A 15,028-nucleotide genomic window follows, 5' to 3' on the forward strand; every position below is an offset into this window, starting at 1 on the left:
TGAGATCCAACTGTGGGAGGGAGCTTGCCCCCGATAGCGGTATGACAGTCGACAGAGTTATTGACTGATCTACCGCCATCGGGAGCAAGCCCCCTCCCACAGTTACTTAGCTTGTGTCAGTTAGAGCGGGTAGTGCTTCGACCAGCTGGATCAGCAGGTCACCCTCGGACACCAACAACACTGGAGATCCAATGTGGGAGGGGGCTTGCTCCCGATAGCGGTATGACAGTCGACAGAGTTATTGACTGATCTACCGCCATCGGGAGCAAGCCCCCTCCCACAGTTACTTAGGGTGTGTCAGTTAGAGCGGGTAATGCTTCAATCAGCTGGATCAGCAGGTCACCCTTGGACACCAACAACACTGGAGATCCAATGTGGGAGGGGGCTTGCTCCCGATGGCGGTAGATCAGTCGACAGAGTTATTGACTGATCTACCGCCATCGGGATGTAGAACCGTAGACATCGTTTACATCTGAAACCGGGGACATCGTTTACACTTTTGAGGCCTGGACGCGGGTCATACCTCGTCCAAGCCTCCCCAAGGGATAATCACACAAGTACAAATCCCAAACATCCTCGTCAGCTTCTTTGAGCCCTATCCGTTCCCCAGATAGCGCCTCGCTAATAAATACCAACTTGCCGTTCCATTTGATCGATCCGTCCTGTCTGACGCTGCGAACCTTCATTTCCGCGGGATACTCCACATCGGGCAAGCATCCTGGGTAAGGTCGGGTAGACGGTACATACAAATCTCCCGGACGTTTCATACCGAGTGCTTCATGAGGGCGTACGTAATTGAACTCATGCCTGAAGTGCTCCAGCAAAAGCTGCTGCTCGACCAAGTTTTTCCCTAAGGGCAGCTCAAGCTTCAAGCTGCGGTGCATTCGCTCATGGCGACCATTCTGCGCGGGTCTTCCGGGCATGGTGCGCTCCGGATAGATGCCGAGGCGAATCCACCAAACTGCCAGTGTGGACATCCGTGCCAGTCCAGGAGAGGCGAACGGAACCCCGTTGTCCGAACGGATAACTTCTGGCATGCCGTACTCCAGAAAAAGCCTCTCAAATGCTTGTTTTACCGGCTGGGTCTTGATCTTGGGGTGGGCCCTGCATGCCAGAATCAGCCGGGACGCGTGGTCTGTGACGGTCAAGGGGAAGCACATCTGCGCGTTAAGCATCTTGAATTGCCCTTTGTAGTCGGCGCACCACGTCTTGTTAGGTTCGTTGGCCTCTCGCATTTCTGCGTGGGAAATAGTGTGCCGACGCTTGAAGCGTCGCTTGTTGACGAGCCCGAGCCGATCAAGCCATTGGCCTGCTGTACTCGGAGAGGGCCAGGCGACTGAGGGATCTTCAAGCCGTAATAGCTCGAGAAGCTTTTTCGGCCCCCATTTATCGTGAGCCTGCTTCATCGCCATGACGCGGGCCAAGATCTCGTCGTCGGTTTTATTGGGGCTGTTGTGAGGTCGCCGGGACAGTTCGGATAAGGATTTTAAATCACCGTTGTGCCGGGAAATCCATTTGTCGACGGTAGGCCGACTAACGTCAAAGCGACGCGCCAACTGGCTTTTGGTGTAGTTGCCAGAAAGCCAATCGGCGACCAGTCTGATTCGTTGATTCATCGGAGACTCTTGGTTCCAGGGCATGATCAGTTATCTCCTGATCATGCGTATTAACCTGTAAACCATGTCCCCGGTTAGAAATGTAAACGATGTCCCCGGTTTGTACCGGAGCAAGCCCCCTCCTACAGTTACTTAAGGTGTGTCAGTTAGAGCGGGTAGTGCTTCAACTCCCTGGCAATCACCATCCGCTGGATCTCGCTGGTGCCTTCGTAAATCTGCGTGATCCGTGCATCCCGGTAGTAGCGCTCCACCGGATAGTCTTCCAGATACCCATAGCCGCCATGGATCTGCATCGCCTTGGAGCAGACTTTTTCGGCCATTTCCGAGGCAAACAGTTTGGCCTGGGACGCTTCCGACAGGCACGGCTTGCCGGCGCTGCGCAGGCGTGCGGCGTGCAGGATCAGGAGGCGGGCGGCGTTCAGTTGGGTTTGCATGTCGGCCAGCAGATTGGCCACGCTCTGGTGTTCAATGATGGCTTTGTCGAACTGCACCCGATCGCGGGCGTAGGCCAGCGCCGCTTCAAAGGCAGCACGGGCGATGCCCAGGGCTTGGGCGGCAATACCGATGCGCCCACCCTCCAGGTTGGACAGCGCGATGGCCAGGCCTTTGCCGCGCTCGCCCAGCAGGTTGGCTTCGGGCACGGTGCATTGGTTGAATGTCACGGCGCAGGTGTCGGAGGCCCGAATGCCCATCTTGTGTTCGGTGCGGTCAACCATGAAACCCGGTGTATCCGTGGGTACCAGGAACGCCGAAATGCCTTTCTTGCCCAGCTCCGGGTCGGTCACCGCAAACACAATGGCCAACTGCGCGCGCTTGCCATTGCTGACAAACTGCTTGGCGCCGTTGATCACCCACTGGCCGTCGCGCAATTCGGCACGGGTGCGCAGGTTATGGGCTTCGGAGCCGGCCTGGGGCTCGGTCAGGCAGAAGCAGCCGATGGCCTGACCGCTGGCAAGAGCGCCCAGCCAAGTGTGTTTCTGCGCCTCTGTGCCGTAGTTGAGGACCGGGCCGCAACCCACTGAATTATGGATACTCATCAGTGCGCCCGTGGCGCCGTCCCCTGCGGAAATTTCCTCCACGGCGAGGGCATAGGCCACGTAATCCACATAGGTGCCGCCCCATTCCTCGGGTACCACCATGCCGAGCAGGCCCAACTCGCCCATCTTGGCTACCAGCGCGTCGTCGATCCAGCCAGCCTTTTCCCAGGCTTGAGCATGGGGCGCGATTTCGCCACGGGCAAAGTCACGCGCCATGTCGCGAATCATTACTTGTTCTTCGGTGTATTCAAGATCTTGCATGGCTTATTTCTCAATCTGCGCGAAGTCGCGAAAGAAGCTTTCCACATGGCCTGCATCCAGCTCCCGCAGGGTAGGCGGGTTCCACTGTGGGTTCTTGTCCTTATCGATGATCAGCGCGCGAACCCCTTCGATCAGGTCGCCACGGGCGAACCATTGGCGGTCCAGGTGCAGCTCCAGGGCGAAGCATTGTTCAAGCGGCAGGTGGCGCCCACGGCGCAGCATCTGCAGGGTGACGGCCATGGCCAGGGGCGAGCGGGTCTGCATCAGGTTGGCGGTAGTCAGTGCCCACTCGTGGCTATCGGCGACGGTCACTTCCTGCAGTTGCTCGACAATGCTCGGCACGTCCGGCAAGGCGAAAAAATGGTCGATGGCCGGACGCAAGGCCGCCAGCGGAGCATCGGGCAATTGTTGTACGGCCAGCTTGGCGAGCGCGCCTTGCAGGTCCTTGAGCGGGGAATCGCGCCATTGCAGGCTATCGAGCTTGTGCCCAAGCTCGGTCAGTCGGGCACTGTCGAGGTACCAATCCGCCAAGCCGCAGTAGAGGGCATCCGCCGCACGGATCTGCACCCCGGTGACGCCAAGATAGATGCCCAGCTCCCCAGGAATACGCGGCAGGAAGTAGCTGCCACCTACATCTGGAAAATACCCGATGGCCACCTCCGGCATCGCCAGGCGGCTGCGCTCAGTGACCACACGCATATCGGCGCCTTGCACCAGGCCCATGCCGCCGCCGAGCACGAAGCCGTCCATCAGTGCGAGCACGGGTTTGGGGTAATCGTGGATGGCCTGGTCGAGGGCGTATTCCTCGACGAAGAAGTCTTCATGCAGGGTGTCGCCACGCTTGTAACTGTCGTACAGGGAACGGATATCGCCGCCGGCACAAAAGGCCTTGTCGCCGGCGCCGCACAGCACAACGGCGTAGACCAGCGGGTCATCGGCCCAGGTCTGCAACTGCGTGGTCATCAGGCGCACCATGTCGAGGGTGATGGCGTTCAAACCGGCGGGGCGATTGAGGGTGAGGTGGCCGATATGGTTACGCACCTCACTCAGTACTTCTTGCTGCTGAATATCGGTGTGGCTTGCTTCGGAGGACACCTGAGCAGTCATCACTAACTCCCTGCTTTTATTGTTCTTTATCAAGATGTTCGCGTACGAACCATCGCGTGATCGTACCAGTGCAAATTTGTTGCATACAACCCGAAATCCTGCAGGTCGTTGTTGCATTTATGCAGAGTAGGTCAAACCACGCGACTGGCCAGGACTTCGCCGATACTGCGGCGTCGCGCATGGCCCTCGGCGGCATGAATCAACTGCTCCAGCGCCGTGGGTTCGACGTCGAAGAACTGCTCCATGTCGGCCAATGCCAGCTTGAGGTCTGCGGCAGTGATGGCCGGGTCGGTCACGGGCGCGGTGCCGATCACGACCGGCGCCGGCTCGGCCAGCCCCTTGGGATAACGCGTGCGGGTGGCGTTGTTATAAGCCAAGGCGCTGGTCAGCAGGACGCCGGCGCCGAGCATGACCGGGGCCAGCTCGTGCCAGCCCAGAGTAATGGAGGCGGGGTCGGCCAGTACCAGCGTCATGGCCAGGCCACCGGCCGGTGGGTGCAGGCAGCGGAGCCAGCAGATCAGCACCACCGTCATGCCCGCCGCCAGGCAAGCGCTGCCCAGGGTGCGTCCCAACACCCGCGCCACCAGCAGCGCCACCACGCCAGCACACAGGTAACTGCCGATGATCGACCATGGTTGCGCCAACGCCCCCGACGACACGGCGAACAGCAGCACCGCCGATGCTCCCAGCGGGCCGAGCAGGTGCAGGGCGACTTCCATGCCAAACACTTGGGCACACACCCAGACACTGAACATTGTGCCCAGGGCCATGCCGATCGCGGCGCGGCTCCATTCGGCGGGGCGGGTGTTGATGGCAGCGGGTAACCAGCGAGCGAGCATTGAAAAGGGGTCCTGAAATCAAGGCAAAAAAAAGGCTTGTCTGGTTTCCCGGAAAAGCCCTTTGAAGGTTCCAACATTGGGGGAAGGAACCCGTGCAGTGTGCCGATTGGTCTGAAACGACGCCAATGCATATTAATGCGTATTGAATGCAATATTTATGTAGTTAAGCCGAGGGAGCATGACTGGCGTTGTGAAATGCAGGCGTGCTGACCTTGCCCAGTACGAGATTGTCCGTTTCTTCATTGAACAGGCGCTTTTTCAGGTTCTCCTGCATCCCTGGCTCCTCCGCCAGCGGCCCCTTCAGCGCCACCAGTGCATCGCGCAGCCCCATCAACCGATCAAGTCTCGGCGCCGCTACAGCTAACCCATTCTCTCCCACGGCATTGCCCTCCTTGTTGTTATGCAGGGTCGCGGACCAGAACTGACCCGGACACACCCCGATGCGGGTGGTAAATAATTAATGCACTTGGCAAGCGAGTCTACATTTGGGTTCCAGCCGCCGGAAGGCAAAGTGCACTGGCAGTTACGCAAAGTGTTGTAGGTGCATTCTTGATGGTCATGATGAAAAACGCCCACGGGTTTGTGCGTGGGCGTTTTTTCGTACGGGGCAGCTGACATCGCACTCAAGGAGACGGAATTTTCTCCAAATGCAGCAACACATAAGGGGTCTTATCGAACGCCCCAGTCAGCGTTGGCGTGAGTGAACGCAAACGTGGGTCAGCCAGGTTTTCGAAGTCAGGCTGGCTCATCACCAGCCACGCCGGCGCCTGAATAGGCGCGAGCTCGGCGGGCAACTGGGTGAACAGCGGAACCTTGTCGCAATCGAAGTTGACCATGAACTTGATGGCTTTGGCGTCTTTGCCCAACCCATGCAGTACCAAAGGCGCCGGTTGTTGCAGGATCCGGGCCTTGGCCGCCAGGGTGAAGGTGCGGGTGTCGTAAAGGCTACGCTCCAAGGGTTCGATTACTGTGATGTAAGTGGTCCAGATGGCCGCCACTGCGACGAATGCCGGACCGACCGCGCGCAGTCGAGACGTGAACAGCGCCAGCAATGCCAGCACTTGAAGCACCGCCAGTACGCCGAAGATCACTTCGAGATCGGCCAGCGGTTCCGGGAAACGCCGGCGCGCAGCGATCAGGCCGACGATCAACACCGCGGGTAGCAGCGTCCACACCACCAGCATCAAACCGCGCAATACGCTGAATAAACGACCCTGAGCGACTTGAAACGGATACGCGGCAATGATTGCAGCCATCGGCAGCATCGGCAGGATGTACCGCGCCTTTTTCGCCTGGGGCACCGATAAGCCAAGCATCACCAGTACACCCGCCGCCGCGCAGTACAGCACCAGCTTCAACGCCGGGTCGGGCGTTCGGCGGCCGCCGCTGATCACGGCCACCAGCACCAGAAGCGCTACCGGATAGGCCAGCGCATAGTTGCCCAGGGAACTGGTGAAGTAGTACAGCGCGCCGCCGGAGCCTTCGCTGCCATCCATGCGCCCCAGAAACTGCATGCGAATCACGTCATGCATGAAGTCTTCGCCACCGCTGAGCTTGGCCAGCAGCAACAGCAGGCCGATACACGCCGCCAGCAATGCCAACGCCAACAGCCCGAAGCTGAACAGTTGGCGCCATTGACGGTTGATCAGGTAATAGCTGCACAGCACCCCGGTGGGAATCACCAGGCCAATCGGCCCGCGAATGGCAAAACCGAGTATCAACAACGCAAACACCCAGTGCAGGCGCTTTGCCGCGCCAAAGTGCTCATGGGCATAGCCCAGGTAGAACACCGCCAGTGTCACGGCCGCGAGCATCTGGTCCAGGGAAACGGCACGGGCTTCGCTGATAAAGGTGCTGCTGAGCAACAGCATTGCAATGCTCAGCAGGCCCCAGCGCTGGGAGTAGGGCGCGGTAAGCCGATACACCAGCACCACGATGGCCGCCGAAGCCACAGCGCTGGGTAGCCAGGCAGTGAGGCTGGTGACCTGGCCCAAGGGCAGGGACAACAGCCAGGTCAGCAGGGTCGAGGTAGCCAGGTAGTCGGCATAGGGCTGGCCGTACGTGGTCGGAAAGAAACTCGGCCCATGGCGCAGCATTTCCTGGGCAAACAGCACGAAGCGTGAGTCGAACCCGATAATTGCCTGATCCCAGTTACCCGCGATGAACAGCAGCAGCGCCAACAGCCCCAAACCCAGTGACTGTCGACGGATCGTTGGGGTGAGCAGGGGCGGGTGAGCCTTGTTCATCAGCCTGCCTTGGCCTGTGGCACCCAGTTTTGCTGGGGGATCGGCAATTGGCAGGAGTCACCACGGCCGATCGGGAAATATTTGAAGCCTTTGCGCGTCAGGCGCTCACCGTCATACAGGTTGCGACCGTCGAAGATCACCGGGGTTTTCAGGCGCTGGTGGATCAGGTCGAAATCCGGTGCCTTGAATTGTTGCCACTCGGTGCAGACGATCAGCGCATCGGCGCCGCCCAGGGTGGACTCCGGCGTGCCCATCAGCATCAACCGTGGGTCGTCGCCATAGATGCGCTGGGTTTCCTGCATGGCTTCGGGGTCGAAGGCACGTACCTGGGCGCCGGCGGCCCACAAGGCTTCCATCAACACCCGGCTCGGTGCGTCACGCATGTCGTCGGTATTGGGCTTGAACGCCAGGCCCCACAAGGCGAACGTCTTGCCGCGCAGGTCACCCTTGAAGAATGCATTGATGCGCTCGAACAGCTTGCTTTTCTGACGCTGGTTGATCGCTTCCACGGCTTCCAAAAGGTCACTGGAGCAATTGGCTTGCTTGGCGCTATGGATCAGGGCGCGCATGTCCTTGGGGAAGCACGAACCGCCGTAGCCGCAACCTGGGTAGATGAAGTGGTAACCGATGCGCGAGTCGGCACCAATCCCCAGGCGTACGGCTTCAATGTCGGCGCCCAGGTGTTCGGCCAGCTCGGCGATCTGGTTGATGAAGCTGATCTTGGTGGCGAGCATGCAGTTGGCGGCGTACTTGGTCAGTTCGGCGCTGCGCACGTCCATGAAGATGATGCGGTCATGGTTGCGGTTGAACGGGGCGTACAGGTCGCGCATCACTTCGCGCACTTCTTCGCGCTCGCAGCCGATGATGATGCGGTCCGGGCGCCGGCAGTCGGCGACGGCCGAGCCTTCCTTGAGGAATTCCGGGTTGGAGACGATATCGAATTGCAGCTCACGGCCTGCGGCCTGCAGTTTTTTGCTCATGTGATCGCGCAGGGTATCGCCGGTGCCCACAGGCACGGTGGACTTCTCCACCAGGATCACTGGCGCGACGCGATGGCGGGCTACCGCATCACCCACCGACAGCACATATTTGAGATCGGCCGAACCGTCTTCATCCGACGGCGTGCCCACCGCAATGAACAGGACTTCACCATGTTCGACGGCGAGTTTTTCGTCGTAGGTGAAATGCAGGCGTCCGCTTTCCAGGTTTTCCTTGACCATGGCCGCCAGGCCCGGCTCGAAAATGGTCACGTGGCCCTTCTGCAGCGACTCGACTTTGTGCCGGTCAACGTCCATGCAAATAACATCGTGACCGACTTCGGCTAATACGGTGGCCTGTACCAGACCGACGTAACCACTACCAAATACACTGATTTTCATGGGGTATTCCTGGGACTTGAGGTGCTAGCACGACGAGAGTTGATAACCAGTACTCCGAGGACGACCAAGGCCACCCCCAGGGTTTTTGCAAACGAAAAATGTTCGTTGAAGACCGGCAGGCAGGCGGCCAGCAGGTACACCAGCGCGTAGCTGATGCTGAGCAGCGAGTAGGCGCGCCCGAGGGGCAAGTGCTTCAGCGCGCCGAGCCAGCAAAGCATCGACAGCGCATAGGCGAGGATCGCCAGGCTCACCACGCCCAGCGCGCCCAGGTCGATGCTGCCGGCACTCAAGGCGCTCAGCCACTGATCCGGCAACGGCAGGCGAGTCATGCTCCAGCGCATGCCCAGTTGGGCGGTGCTGACCAGGCCGACGCTGCCCAGGGCCAGGGCGAAACCGCGCATCCGGCTCATACCTGGCGCCCCAGCAGCACGACGCCGGCAATGACCAGCACCACGCCCAGCCAGTGGCGGCCATCAATGTGTTCAGCGAACACGAAGCGCGCCACCAGCGTGACCAACACAAAGTTCAGACTGAGCATGGGATAGGCAATGCCTACTTCCAGGCGCTGCAACACCAGCAGCCACACCAGCAAGCCGAGGCCCAGGCATACCAGCGCCGACCACAACCACGGTGAGCGCAGCTTCAGCGCCCAGCCGCCGGGCAACTCGCGCCAGCTTTCCACGGCGAATTTTTGCGAGACCTGGCCCATGCAGGTCAGCAGGCAGGCCGCGAGCAAGAGAAGCAAGGTGATCATGGCGCGACCTGCGGGAAAATCAGGATCACGATATTGCCTTGGGTGTATCGCTTGCCGTCCGCGGGCAGCAGGGCGAGTTCTTCTTTTTCGCCTTGGCTGTTGACGCGCATCACCACGCCTACCGCGCCGCTGCGACGGGTTTCTGCCATCCAGGCCTGGATAGCATTGCGGTCGACCAGACGCTGGGCGCTATCGGCATAGGCCAGGCCGTATTTCACCTCGCCAGAGGTGTTGTACAGCGTGATGTCGGGCCGTTTCAGGCGCCATGACAACGCCGCCGATGCGCCCAGGTCATTGCTCAACAGTGCCACGGAAGTTTTGAGTTCTTCAGCGTGATCGATGATGAACTGATCCGGGGTTTTGTTATAAACCACCGAATGGGGCAGCGCGGCGGGCACCAGGGCAACCAGCAAGGCACTGCCGATCAGCGGTGCGGCCCAGCATTTCAATGGGCGTGCCGCCTGCAGCAGGTTGACCAGGATCCAGCCGAACAAGCAGGTAAACACCAGCACCAGGCTGAGGGTTTCTTCACCGGGCTCGTACACCGGTTTCTTTAATTGGAACCACAGGAGTGCCAACAGGGCGAGCACGCCGATCCCCAGGTTCAGCCAACCGTTGATGCGCAGTAAACGGCCATGGCCTTGGGCGAGCTTGTCACTCAGGGTCGAACCCATCAGCAAGGCCAAAGGCAACAGGCACGGCATGATGTAGGAGGGCAGCTTGCCCTTGGCCAGGCTGAAAAATGCCAGGGGCATCAGCAGCCACAGCAGCAGGAACGCGGTTTTCGGCAGGCGTTTGTCCTGCCACGCCTGTTTGAGGCTGGACGGCAGCAGAGCAACCCAGGGCAGCGCGAATGCCACCAGCAACGGCAGGTAATACCAGAACGGTTCGGCGTGCTGAGCATCTTCACCGGCAAAGCGCTGGATATGCTCATGCCAGAAGAAGAAGTGCCAGTAATCCGGCTCCTGCAGGTGGACCGCCAACGCCCATGGCAGGCTGACGAGGATCGCCACAGCCACGGCCACCGGGCCGAACTTGAACAGTTCAATCGAACGTTTCTGCCAGAGGGCGTAGGGCACGGCGATCAACACCGGCAGCAACCAGGCCAGAAAGCCCTTGGTCATGAACCCCATGCCACAGGCCAGGCCCAGTAAGGCCCAGGACCACAACCGCGCACGGCGTGTATGGCTGTCGAAGCAGAACCACAAGGCAACGCCGGTCAAGTTGACCCAGAAGGTGAACTGCGGGTCCAGGTTGGCGTAGCCGCCAAGCATCGCCACGCTGACGAAGCTCATGTACAGCACGCTGCTGACCAGGCTTTTCTGCGGGTCGTTCCACAACCTGCGGGACACCAGGTAGACCAGCAGGATGCTCAAGCCGGTGCTCAAGGCCGATGCAAAGCGCACGCCGAACAGGTTCTGACCGAAAATCGCCTGGCCCAGCGCGATCATCCAGTAGCCGGCTGCCGGTTTTTCGAAGTAGCGAATGCCCATGAAGTGCGGCGAGGCCCACTTGCCGGTCAGCAGCATCTCCTGACTGATTTGCGCGTAGCGGGTTTCATCGGGAATCCACAGGCCGTGAGTCGCCAGCGGCAGCAGGTAAAACACGCCAAAGGCCAACAGCAGCAAGGGCAATGCCCAGCGCCGGATCATGCCTGCTGCACTCCGAGCCAACCCTCGCGGCCGCTCAAGGCGCCGCGCACCAGCTGTTGCTGGGGCAGGGTGGTGACATCGGCGGGCAGCAACTCGCCCAAGGGGGTGAAGTCGATGCCGCGCTGTCCCGCCTGGGCGAGCAATTGGCGAAAATCCTGGGCCATCAAAATCCCTTCTACTTCTGCGTGGATCGTGTAGACGTTCAGCTTCGACGCGTTGAACCGGTCGAGGATGAAGGTGTTGAAATCTTTGGCAGCCACTACCGGCCCGACGACTTCGTCGAAGGTCGGCAGGTCTACCGGAATTTGTGGGGTGCCCGCGCTGCCATCGGCCAGGGTCGGTCGAAACAGGCTGGTGCCCCGGCAATCGCTGTTGTAGCGAAAGTTGAAGGCTTGCTTGGCTTGCACCACGCGCTCATCGGCGCGCCAACCGGCCGCCGCTGAACAGTCGATACGCTCACCCAGAATGTCGCTCAAGGTGTCCACGCCGCGTCGGATCTGCTCGACCAGCTGTGTATCGCTCCAACGCCCGGTGTTGGCCTGCCAGCCGTGGTGATCCCACGCGTGCAGGCCCACTTCATGCCCGGCGGCCTTGGCCTGGCGCATCAGATGCCCCAGGTCGCGGCCAATCGGCTTGCCCGGCCAGGCAGTGCCGGCCAGTAGGATGTCCCAGCCATACAGGCCGGCGGCGTTGGAACGCAGCATTTTCCACAGAAACTGCGGGCGGATCAGACGCCACAAGTGGCGCCCCATGTTGTCCGGCCCGACGCTGAAGAAGAACGTCGCTTTAATCCCGGCTTCGTCCAGGGACTCGAGCAGCCGCGGCACACCTTCACGGGTGCCACGGTAGGTGTCGACGTCGATGCGAAGACCTGCCTTCATTACTTTTTGTCCGCTATTTCAAGCATTGCTTCACGCAGGAAGAAGTCCAGCGTGTTGCCGATGGTTTCGCTCATCTGCACGCTCGGCTCCCAGTTCAGCAGGCGCTTGGCGTTTTCGATGCTTGGCTTGCGGTGCGCCACGTCCTGGTAACCGGTGCCGTAGAACGCCTTGCTTTCCACGTCGCGGAAACCGGCGAACGGGGGGAAGTTGCCGCGCAGCGGGTGAGCTTCGAACTGACGCAGCAGCTCTTCGCCCAGCTGACGGATGCTGGCTTCGTTTTCCGGGTTGCCGATATTGATGATCTGGCCGTCGCAGACGCCCTTGTCGTTATCGATGATGCGCGCCAGGGCTTCGATGCCGTCGGCGATGTCAGTGAAGCAACGTTTCTGCTCGCCACCGTCGAACAAGCGGATCGGCGTGCCTTCCACCAGGTTCAGGATCAGTTGGGTGATTGCACGGGAACTGCCGATACGCGCCGAGTCCAGGCGGTCCAGGCGTGGCCCCATCCAGTTGAACGGACGGAACAGGGTGAATTTGAGGCCCTTGTCGCCGTAAGCCCAGATCACGCGGTCGAGCAGTTGCTTGGAGACCGAGTAGATCCAGCGTTGCTTGTTGACCGGGCCCACCACCAGGTTGGAGGTGTCTTCGTCGAAGTACTGGTCCTGGCACATGCCATAGACTTCGGAGGTCGACGGGAAGATCACGCGCTTGTTGTACTTGACGCAGTATCGCACCAGCTTGAGGTTTTCCTCGAAGTCCAGCTCGAACACGCGCAGCGGGTTGCGGGTGTATTCGATTGGCGTGGCGATGGCCACCAGCGGCAGCACCACGTCGCATTTCTTGATGTGGTACTCGATCCACTCGGTATGGATGCTGATATCGCCTTCCACGTAGTGGAAGTTCGGGTGACTGCGCAGGCGCTCGATGGCATCGGAGCCGATATCCAGGCCGTAGACTTCATAGCGGTCGTCGCGCAGCAGGCGCTCGGACAGGTGGTTACCGATAAAGCCGTTCACCCCCAGGATCAGCACGCGGGTGCGGCGCGGCTTGCGGCCGGACTCGGCACCGCGCAGCACGGAGCCGTCCACCAGGCCCAGTTCATCGGCCAGGGACGGGCCGGCCAGGTACAGGCCGTTGTCGTTGCGCTGGCCGAATTTGACCACCAGCGAGTCTTCACCACAGGCGATGCGCAGCGGGTTGACGCTGATCACACGGCCCGGCGCCAGGCCTTCGTTGCCCTTGACCACGTCAGCCTGCCAAACGATAAGCTTGTGCTCGCCCACGGCGCAAAATGCGCCCGGGTAGGGCTGAGTCACGGCACGCACCAGGTTGAACAGCTCTTCTGCAGGCTTTTTCCAGTCGATCTTGCCATCGGCGGCGGTGCGACGGCCGAAGCAGGTCGCCTGGCTTTCGTCCTGAGCGGTCTCAGCCAGTTTGCCTTGGGCCAGTTGCGGCAGGGCGTCGCGCAGCAGGTGGCTGGCGGCCTCACGCAGTTTGGCGTGCAGGCTCAGGCCGGTGTCGCTGCGCTCGATGCTGACCTTGTGCTGGGCCAGGATCGCGCCGGCATCTGCACGTTTGACCATGCGGTGCAGGGTCACGCCGGTTTCGGTCTCGCCGTTGACCAGCACCCAGTTGGCCGGTGCACGGCCACGGTATTTGGGCAGCAGCGAACCATGCAGGTTGTAGGCGCCCTGGCGGGCGAGGGCCAGCAGAGGTTCGCTCAGCAGGTTGCGGTAATAGAACGAGAAGATGAAATCCGGGTTCAGCTTGGCGATGCGCTCGACCCACAGCGGGTGGTTGGCGTCTTCCGGAGCGTGCACCGGGATGCCATTACGGGCGCACAGTTGGGCGACGGAGCCGTAGAAGTTGTTTTCCTTGGGGTCATCGGCATGGGTGAACACGGCGGCAATGTCATAACCCGCAGCGAGCAGGGCTTCAATACCTGCACAGCCAATATCGTGGTAGGCGAATACAACGGCTTTTGAACTCATGACTGAACCTGATCGGAAGAAGAAGTAGAAGTATGGGAAGACACCAGGCCATCAACGACGACCACGGGAGCCGGTGCTGCCGGTTGGTTGCGCAGCACTTTTTCAATAAAGAAACGCGGGCGGGCGCGCACATCGCTGTACATGCGCCCCAGGTACTCACCGAGCAGGCCCATGCCGATGAACTGGCCACCGGTGAACACGAACAGCACCGCAAACAGTACGAACAGGCCGTCGCCCGCCCAGTCGGCACCGAAGGCCAGGCGCATGACGATCAGCGCAAAGGCAAACAGCACACCCAGCGCCGCCAGGCTGAAGCCGACAATGGACAGCAGGCGCAACGGCGTGGTGGTCATGCAGGTGAGCAGGTCGAACATCAGGCTGACCAGGCGCATGGCGCTGTATTTGGACTCGCCGTGCTCACGCTCAGCATGGTGCACCAGGATTTCCGTGGTGTGACGGGCGAAGCCGTTGGCCAGGATCGGGATGAAAGTGCTGCGCTCACGGCAGGCCAGCATCGCGTCGACAATGGTGCGGCGGTAGGCGCGCAGCATGCAGCCGTAATCGGTCATGGCTACGCCGGTGGAGCGCTGCACGGCCAGGTTGATCAGGCGCGAAGGCCAGCGGCGAAACGCCGAATCCTGACGGTTGTTACGCACCGTGGCGACCACGTCGTAGCCCAGGGCGGCTTGCTCCACCAGGCGCGGGATTTCTTCGGGCGGGTTTTGCAGGTCGGCGTCGAGGGTAATCACCACTTCGCCGCGGCACTGTTCGAAACCCGCCATGATCGCGGCGTGCTGGCCATAGTTGCGGTTGAGGATCACCGCCACCACGTTGCTACCCTCTTCGGCGGCGGCGTCTTCGAGCAATTGCGCCGAATTATCGCGGCTGCCGTCATCCACCAGGATGATTTCGTAGGCGTAGGCCAGCTGCGTGCAGGCAGCCGTCGTACGGCGCAGCAATTCGGGCAGGCTCTCTTGTTCGTTGTAGACCGGGATAACGATCGATACGCAATGAATAGGGTAGGGTTTCAAAGATTCATGACCTCGGCTAAAGCAACTTGGAGCGCGAAAACAGCAGCGATTATTGGGCAAAACCACAGCCCGCAGAGTACGACGCGGCGCTAAAGATAATGAGTAATCAACAGGTTAGTCGATAAACCAAGGATTGCTCTGAAGTGTTGCATACAAGGTTAAGCGCAAAAATGTTCAACGAATATGAAAGGCGGATGAAAAACTCGTTTATTTGACAGGTAGACAGCTAGGGTT

Annotated in this window: 13 protein-coding genes; all 13 read right to left on the reverse strand. The window is 60.4% G+C overall.

Features of this window, described 5'->3' with window-relative positions; genetic code table 11:
• Positions 1-491: 491 nt before the first annotated feature.
• The 13 genes from QF045_RS16105 to arnC all read right to left on the reverse strand — a co-directional run bounded on the left by QF045_RS16105 (position 492) and on the right by arnC (position 14,794).
• Positions 492-1,640, reverse strand: coding sequence for an integrase core domain-containing protein (locus tag QF045_RS16105; protein ID WP_373424389.1), 1,149 nt, complete (start codon positions 1,638-1,640; stop codon positions 492-494).
• Positions 1,641-1,762: 122 nt separating this feature from the next.
• Entirely contained in the window at positions 1,763-2,914 is a 1,152-nt protein-coding gene (locus QF045_RS16110; RefSeq protein ID WP_306493075.1) for an acyl-CoA dehydrogenase family protein, read from the reverse strand.
• 3 nt (positions 2,915-2,917) lie between these two features.
• Positions 2,918-4,021: an enoyl-CoA hydratase/isomerase family protein gene (locus tag QF045_RS16115; protein WP_306493076.1), complete on the reverse strand. Its 1,104-nt coding sequence runs from the start codon at positions 4,019-4,021 to the stop codon at positions 2,918-2,920.
• A 131-nt stretch (positions 4,022-4,152) separates the two neighbouring features.
• A complete protein-coding gene (locus QF045_RS16120) occupies positions 4,153-4,860 on the reverse strand; it encodes an HPP family protein (RefSeq protein WP_306493077.1) in 708 nt (235 codons plus the stop codon).
• Between the two features lie 163 nt (positions 4,861-5,023).
• Positions 5,024-5,191: a hypothetical protein gene (locus QF045_RS16125; protein ID WP_306493078.1), complete on the reverse strand. Its 168-nt coding sequence runs from the start codon at positions 5,189-5,191 to the stop codon at positions 5,024-5,026.
• A gap of 292 nt (positions 5,192-5,483) precedes the next feature.
• Positions 5,484-7,106: a glycosyltransferase family 39 protein gene (locus tag QF045_RS16130; protein WP_306493079.1), complete on the reverse strand. Its 1,623-nt coding sequence runs from the start codon at positions 7,104-7,106 to the stop codon at positions 5,484-5,486.
• Positions 7,106-8,485, reverse strand: a complete 1,380-nt coding sequence (locus QF045_RS16135; RefSeq protein WP_306493080.1) for a UDP-glucose/GDP-mannose dehydrogenase family protein — start codon at positions 8,483-8,485, stop codon at positions 7,106-7,108. The genes QF045_RS16130 and QF045_RS16135 overlap by 1 nt, the downstream gene beginning before the upstream one ends.
• On the reverse strand, positions 8,482-8,895 hold the full coding sequence (arnF, locus tag QF045_RS16140) for a 4-amino-4-deoxy-L-arabinose-phosphoundecaprenol flippase subunit ArnF (protein ID WP_306493081.1): 414 nt from the start codon (positions 8,893-8,895) through the stop codon (positions 8,482-8,484). Before arnF ends, QF045_RS16135 begins: the two co-directional genes overlap by 4 nt.
• A complete protein-coding gene (gene arnE, locus QF045_RS16145) occupies positions 8,892-9,239 on the reverse strand; it encodes a 4-amino-4-deoxy-L-arabinose-phosphoundecaprenol flippase subunit ArnE (protein WP_306493082.1) in 348 nt (115 codons plus the stop codon). Before arnE ends, arnF begins: the two co-directional genes overlap by 4 nt.
• Entirely contained in the window at positions 9,236-10,891 is a 1,656-nt protein-coding gene (arnT, locus tag QF045_RS16150; protein ID WP_306493083.1) for a lipid IV(A) 4-amino-4-deoxy-L-arabinosyltransferase, read from the reverse strand. The genes arnE and arnT overlap by 4 nt, the downstream gene beginning before the upstream one ends.
• On the reverse strand, positions 10,888-11,772 hold the full coding sequence (gene arnD / locus QF045_RS16155; RefSeq protein WP_306493084.1) for a 4-deoxy-4-formamido-L-arabinose-phosphoundecaprenol deformylase: 885 nt from the start codon (positions 11,770-11,772) through the stop codon (positions 10,888-10,890). The genes arnT and arnD overlap by 4 nt, the downstream gene beginning before the upstream one ends.
• Positions 11,772-13,763, reverse strand: a complete 1,992-nt coding sequence (gene arnA / locus QF045_RS16160; RefSeq protein WP_306493085.1) for a bifunctional UDP-4-amino-4-deoxy-L-arabinose formyltransferase/UDP-glucuronic acid oxidase ArnA — start codon at positions 13,761-13,763, stop codon at positions 11,772-11,774. Before arnA ends, arnD begins: the two co-directional genes overlap by 1 nt.
• Positions 13,760-14,794, reverse strand: a complete 1,035-nt coding sequence (gene arnC, locus QF045_RS16165) for an undecaprenyl-phosphate 4-deoxy-4-formamido-L-arabinose transferase (RefSeq protein WP_306493086.1) — start codon at positions 14,792-14,794, stop codon at positions 13,760-13,762. Before arnC ends, arnA begins: the two co-directional genes overlap by 4 nt.
• Positions 14,795-15,028: the final 234 nt, after the last annotated feature.

This window comes from Pseudomonas sp. W4I3 (genome assembly GCF_030816195.1).
Classification (GTDB): domain Bacteria; phylum Pseudomonadota; class Gammaproteobacteria; order Pseudomonadales; family Pseudomonadaceae; genus Aquipseudomonas.

Bases quoted from the DNA above. Each gene is read 5' to 3' on its own strand.
- QF045_RS16105 (WP_373424389.1), bottom strand. From the start codon at position 1,640: ATGCCCTGGAACCAAGAGTCTCCGATGAATCAACGAATCAGACTGGTC.
- QF045_RS16110 (WP_306493075.1), bottom strand. From the start codon at position 2,914: ATGCAAGATCTTGAATACACCGAAGAACAAGTAATGATTCGCGACATG.
- QF045_RS16115 (WP_306493076.1), bottom strand. From the start codon at position 4,021: ATGACTGCTCAGGTGTCCTCCGAAGCAAGCCACACCGATATTCAGCAG.
- QF045_RS16120 (WP_306493077.1), bottom strand. From the start codon at position 4,860: ATGCTCGCTCGCTGGTTACCCGCTGCCATCAACACCCGCCCCGCCGAA.
- QF045_RS16125 (WP_306493078.1), bottom strand. From the start codon at position 5,191: ATGGGGCTGCGCGATGCACTGGTGGCGCTGAAGGGGCCGCTGGCGGAG.
- QF045_RS16130 (WP_306493079.1), bottom strand. From the start codon at position 7,106: ATGAACAAGGCTCACCCGCCCCTGCTCACCCCAACGATCCGTCGACAG.
- QF045_RS16135 (WP_306493080.1), bottom strand. From the start codon at position 8,485: ATGAAAATCAGTGTATTTGGTAGTGGTTACGTCGGTCTGGTACAGGCC.
- arnF (WP_306493081.1), bottom strand. From the start codon at position 8,895: ATGAGCCGGATGCGCGGTTTCGCCCTGGCCCTGGGCAGCGTCGGCCTG.
- arnE (WP_306493082.1), bottom strand. From the start codon at position 9,239: ATGATCACCTTGCTTCTCTTGCTCGCGGCCTGCCTGCTGACCTGCATG.
- arnT (WP_306493083.1), bottom strand. From the start codon at position 10,891: ATGATCCGGCGCTGGGCATTGCCCTTGCTGCTGTTGGCCTTTGGCGTG.
- arnD (WP_306493084.1), bottom strand. From the start codon at position 11,772: ATGAAGGCAGGTCTTCGCATCGACGTCGACACCTACCGTGGCACCCGT.
- arnA (WP_306493085.1), bottom strand. From the start codon at position 13,763: ATGAGTTCAAAAGCCGTTGTATTCGCCTACCACGATATTGGCTGTGCA.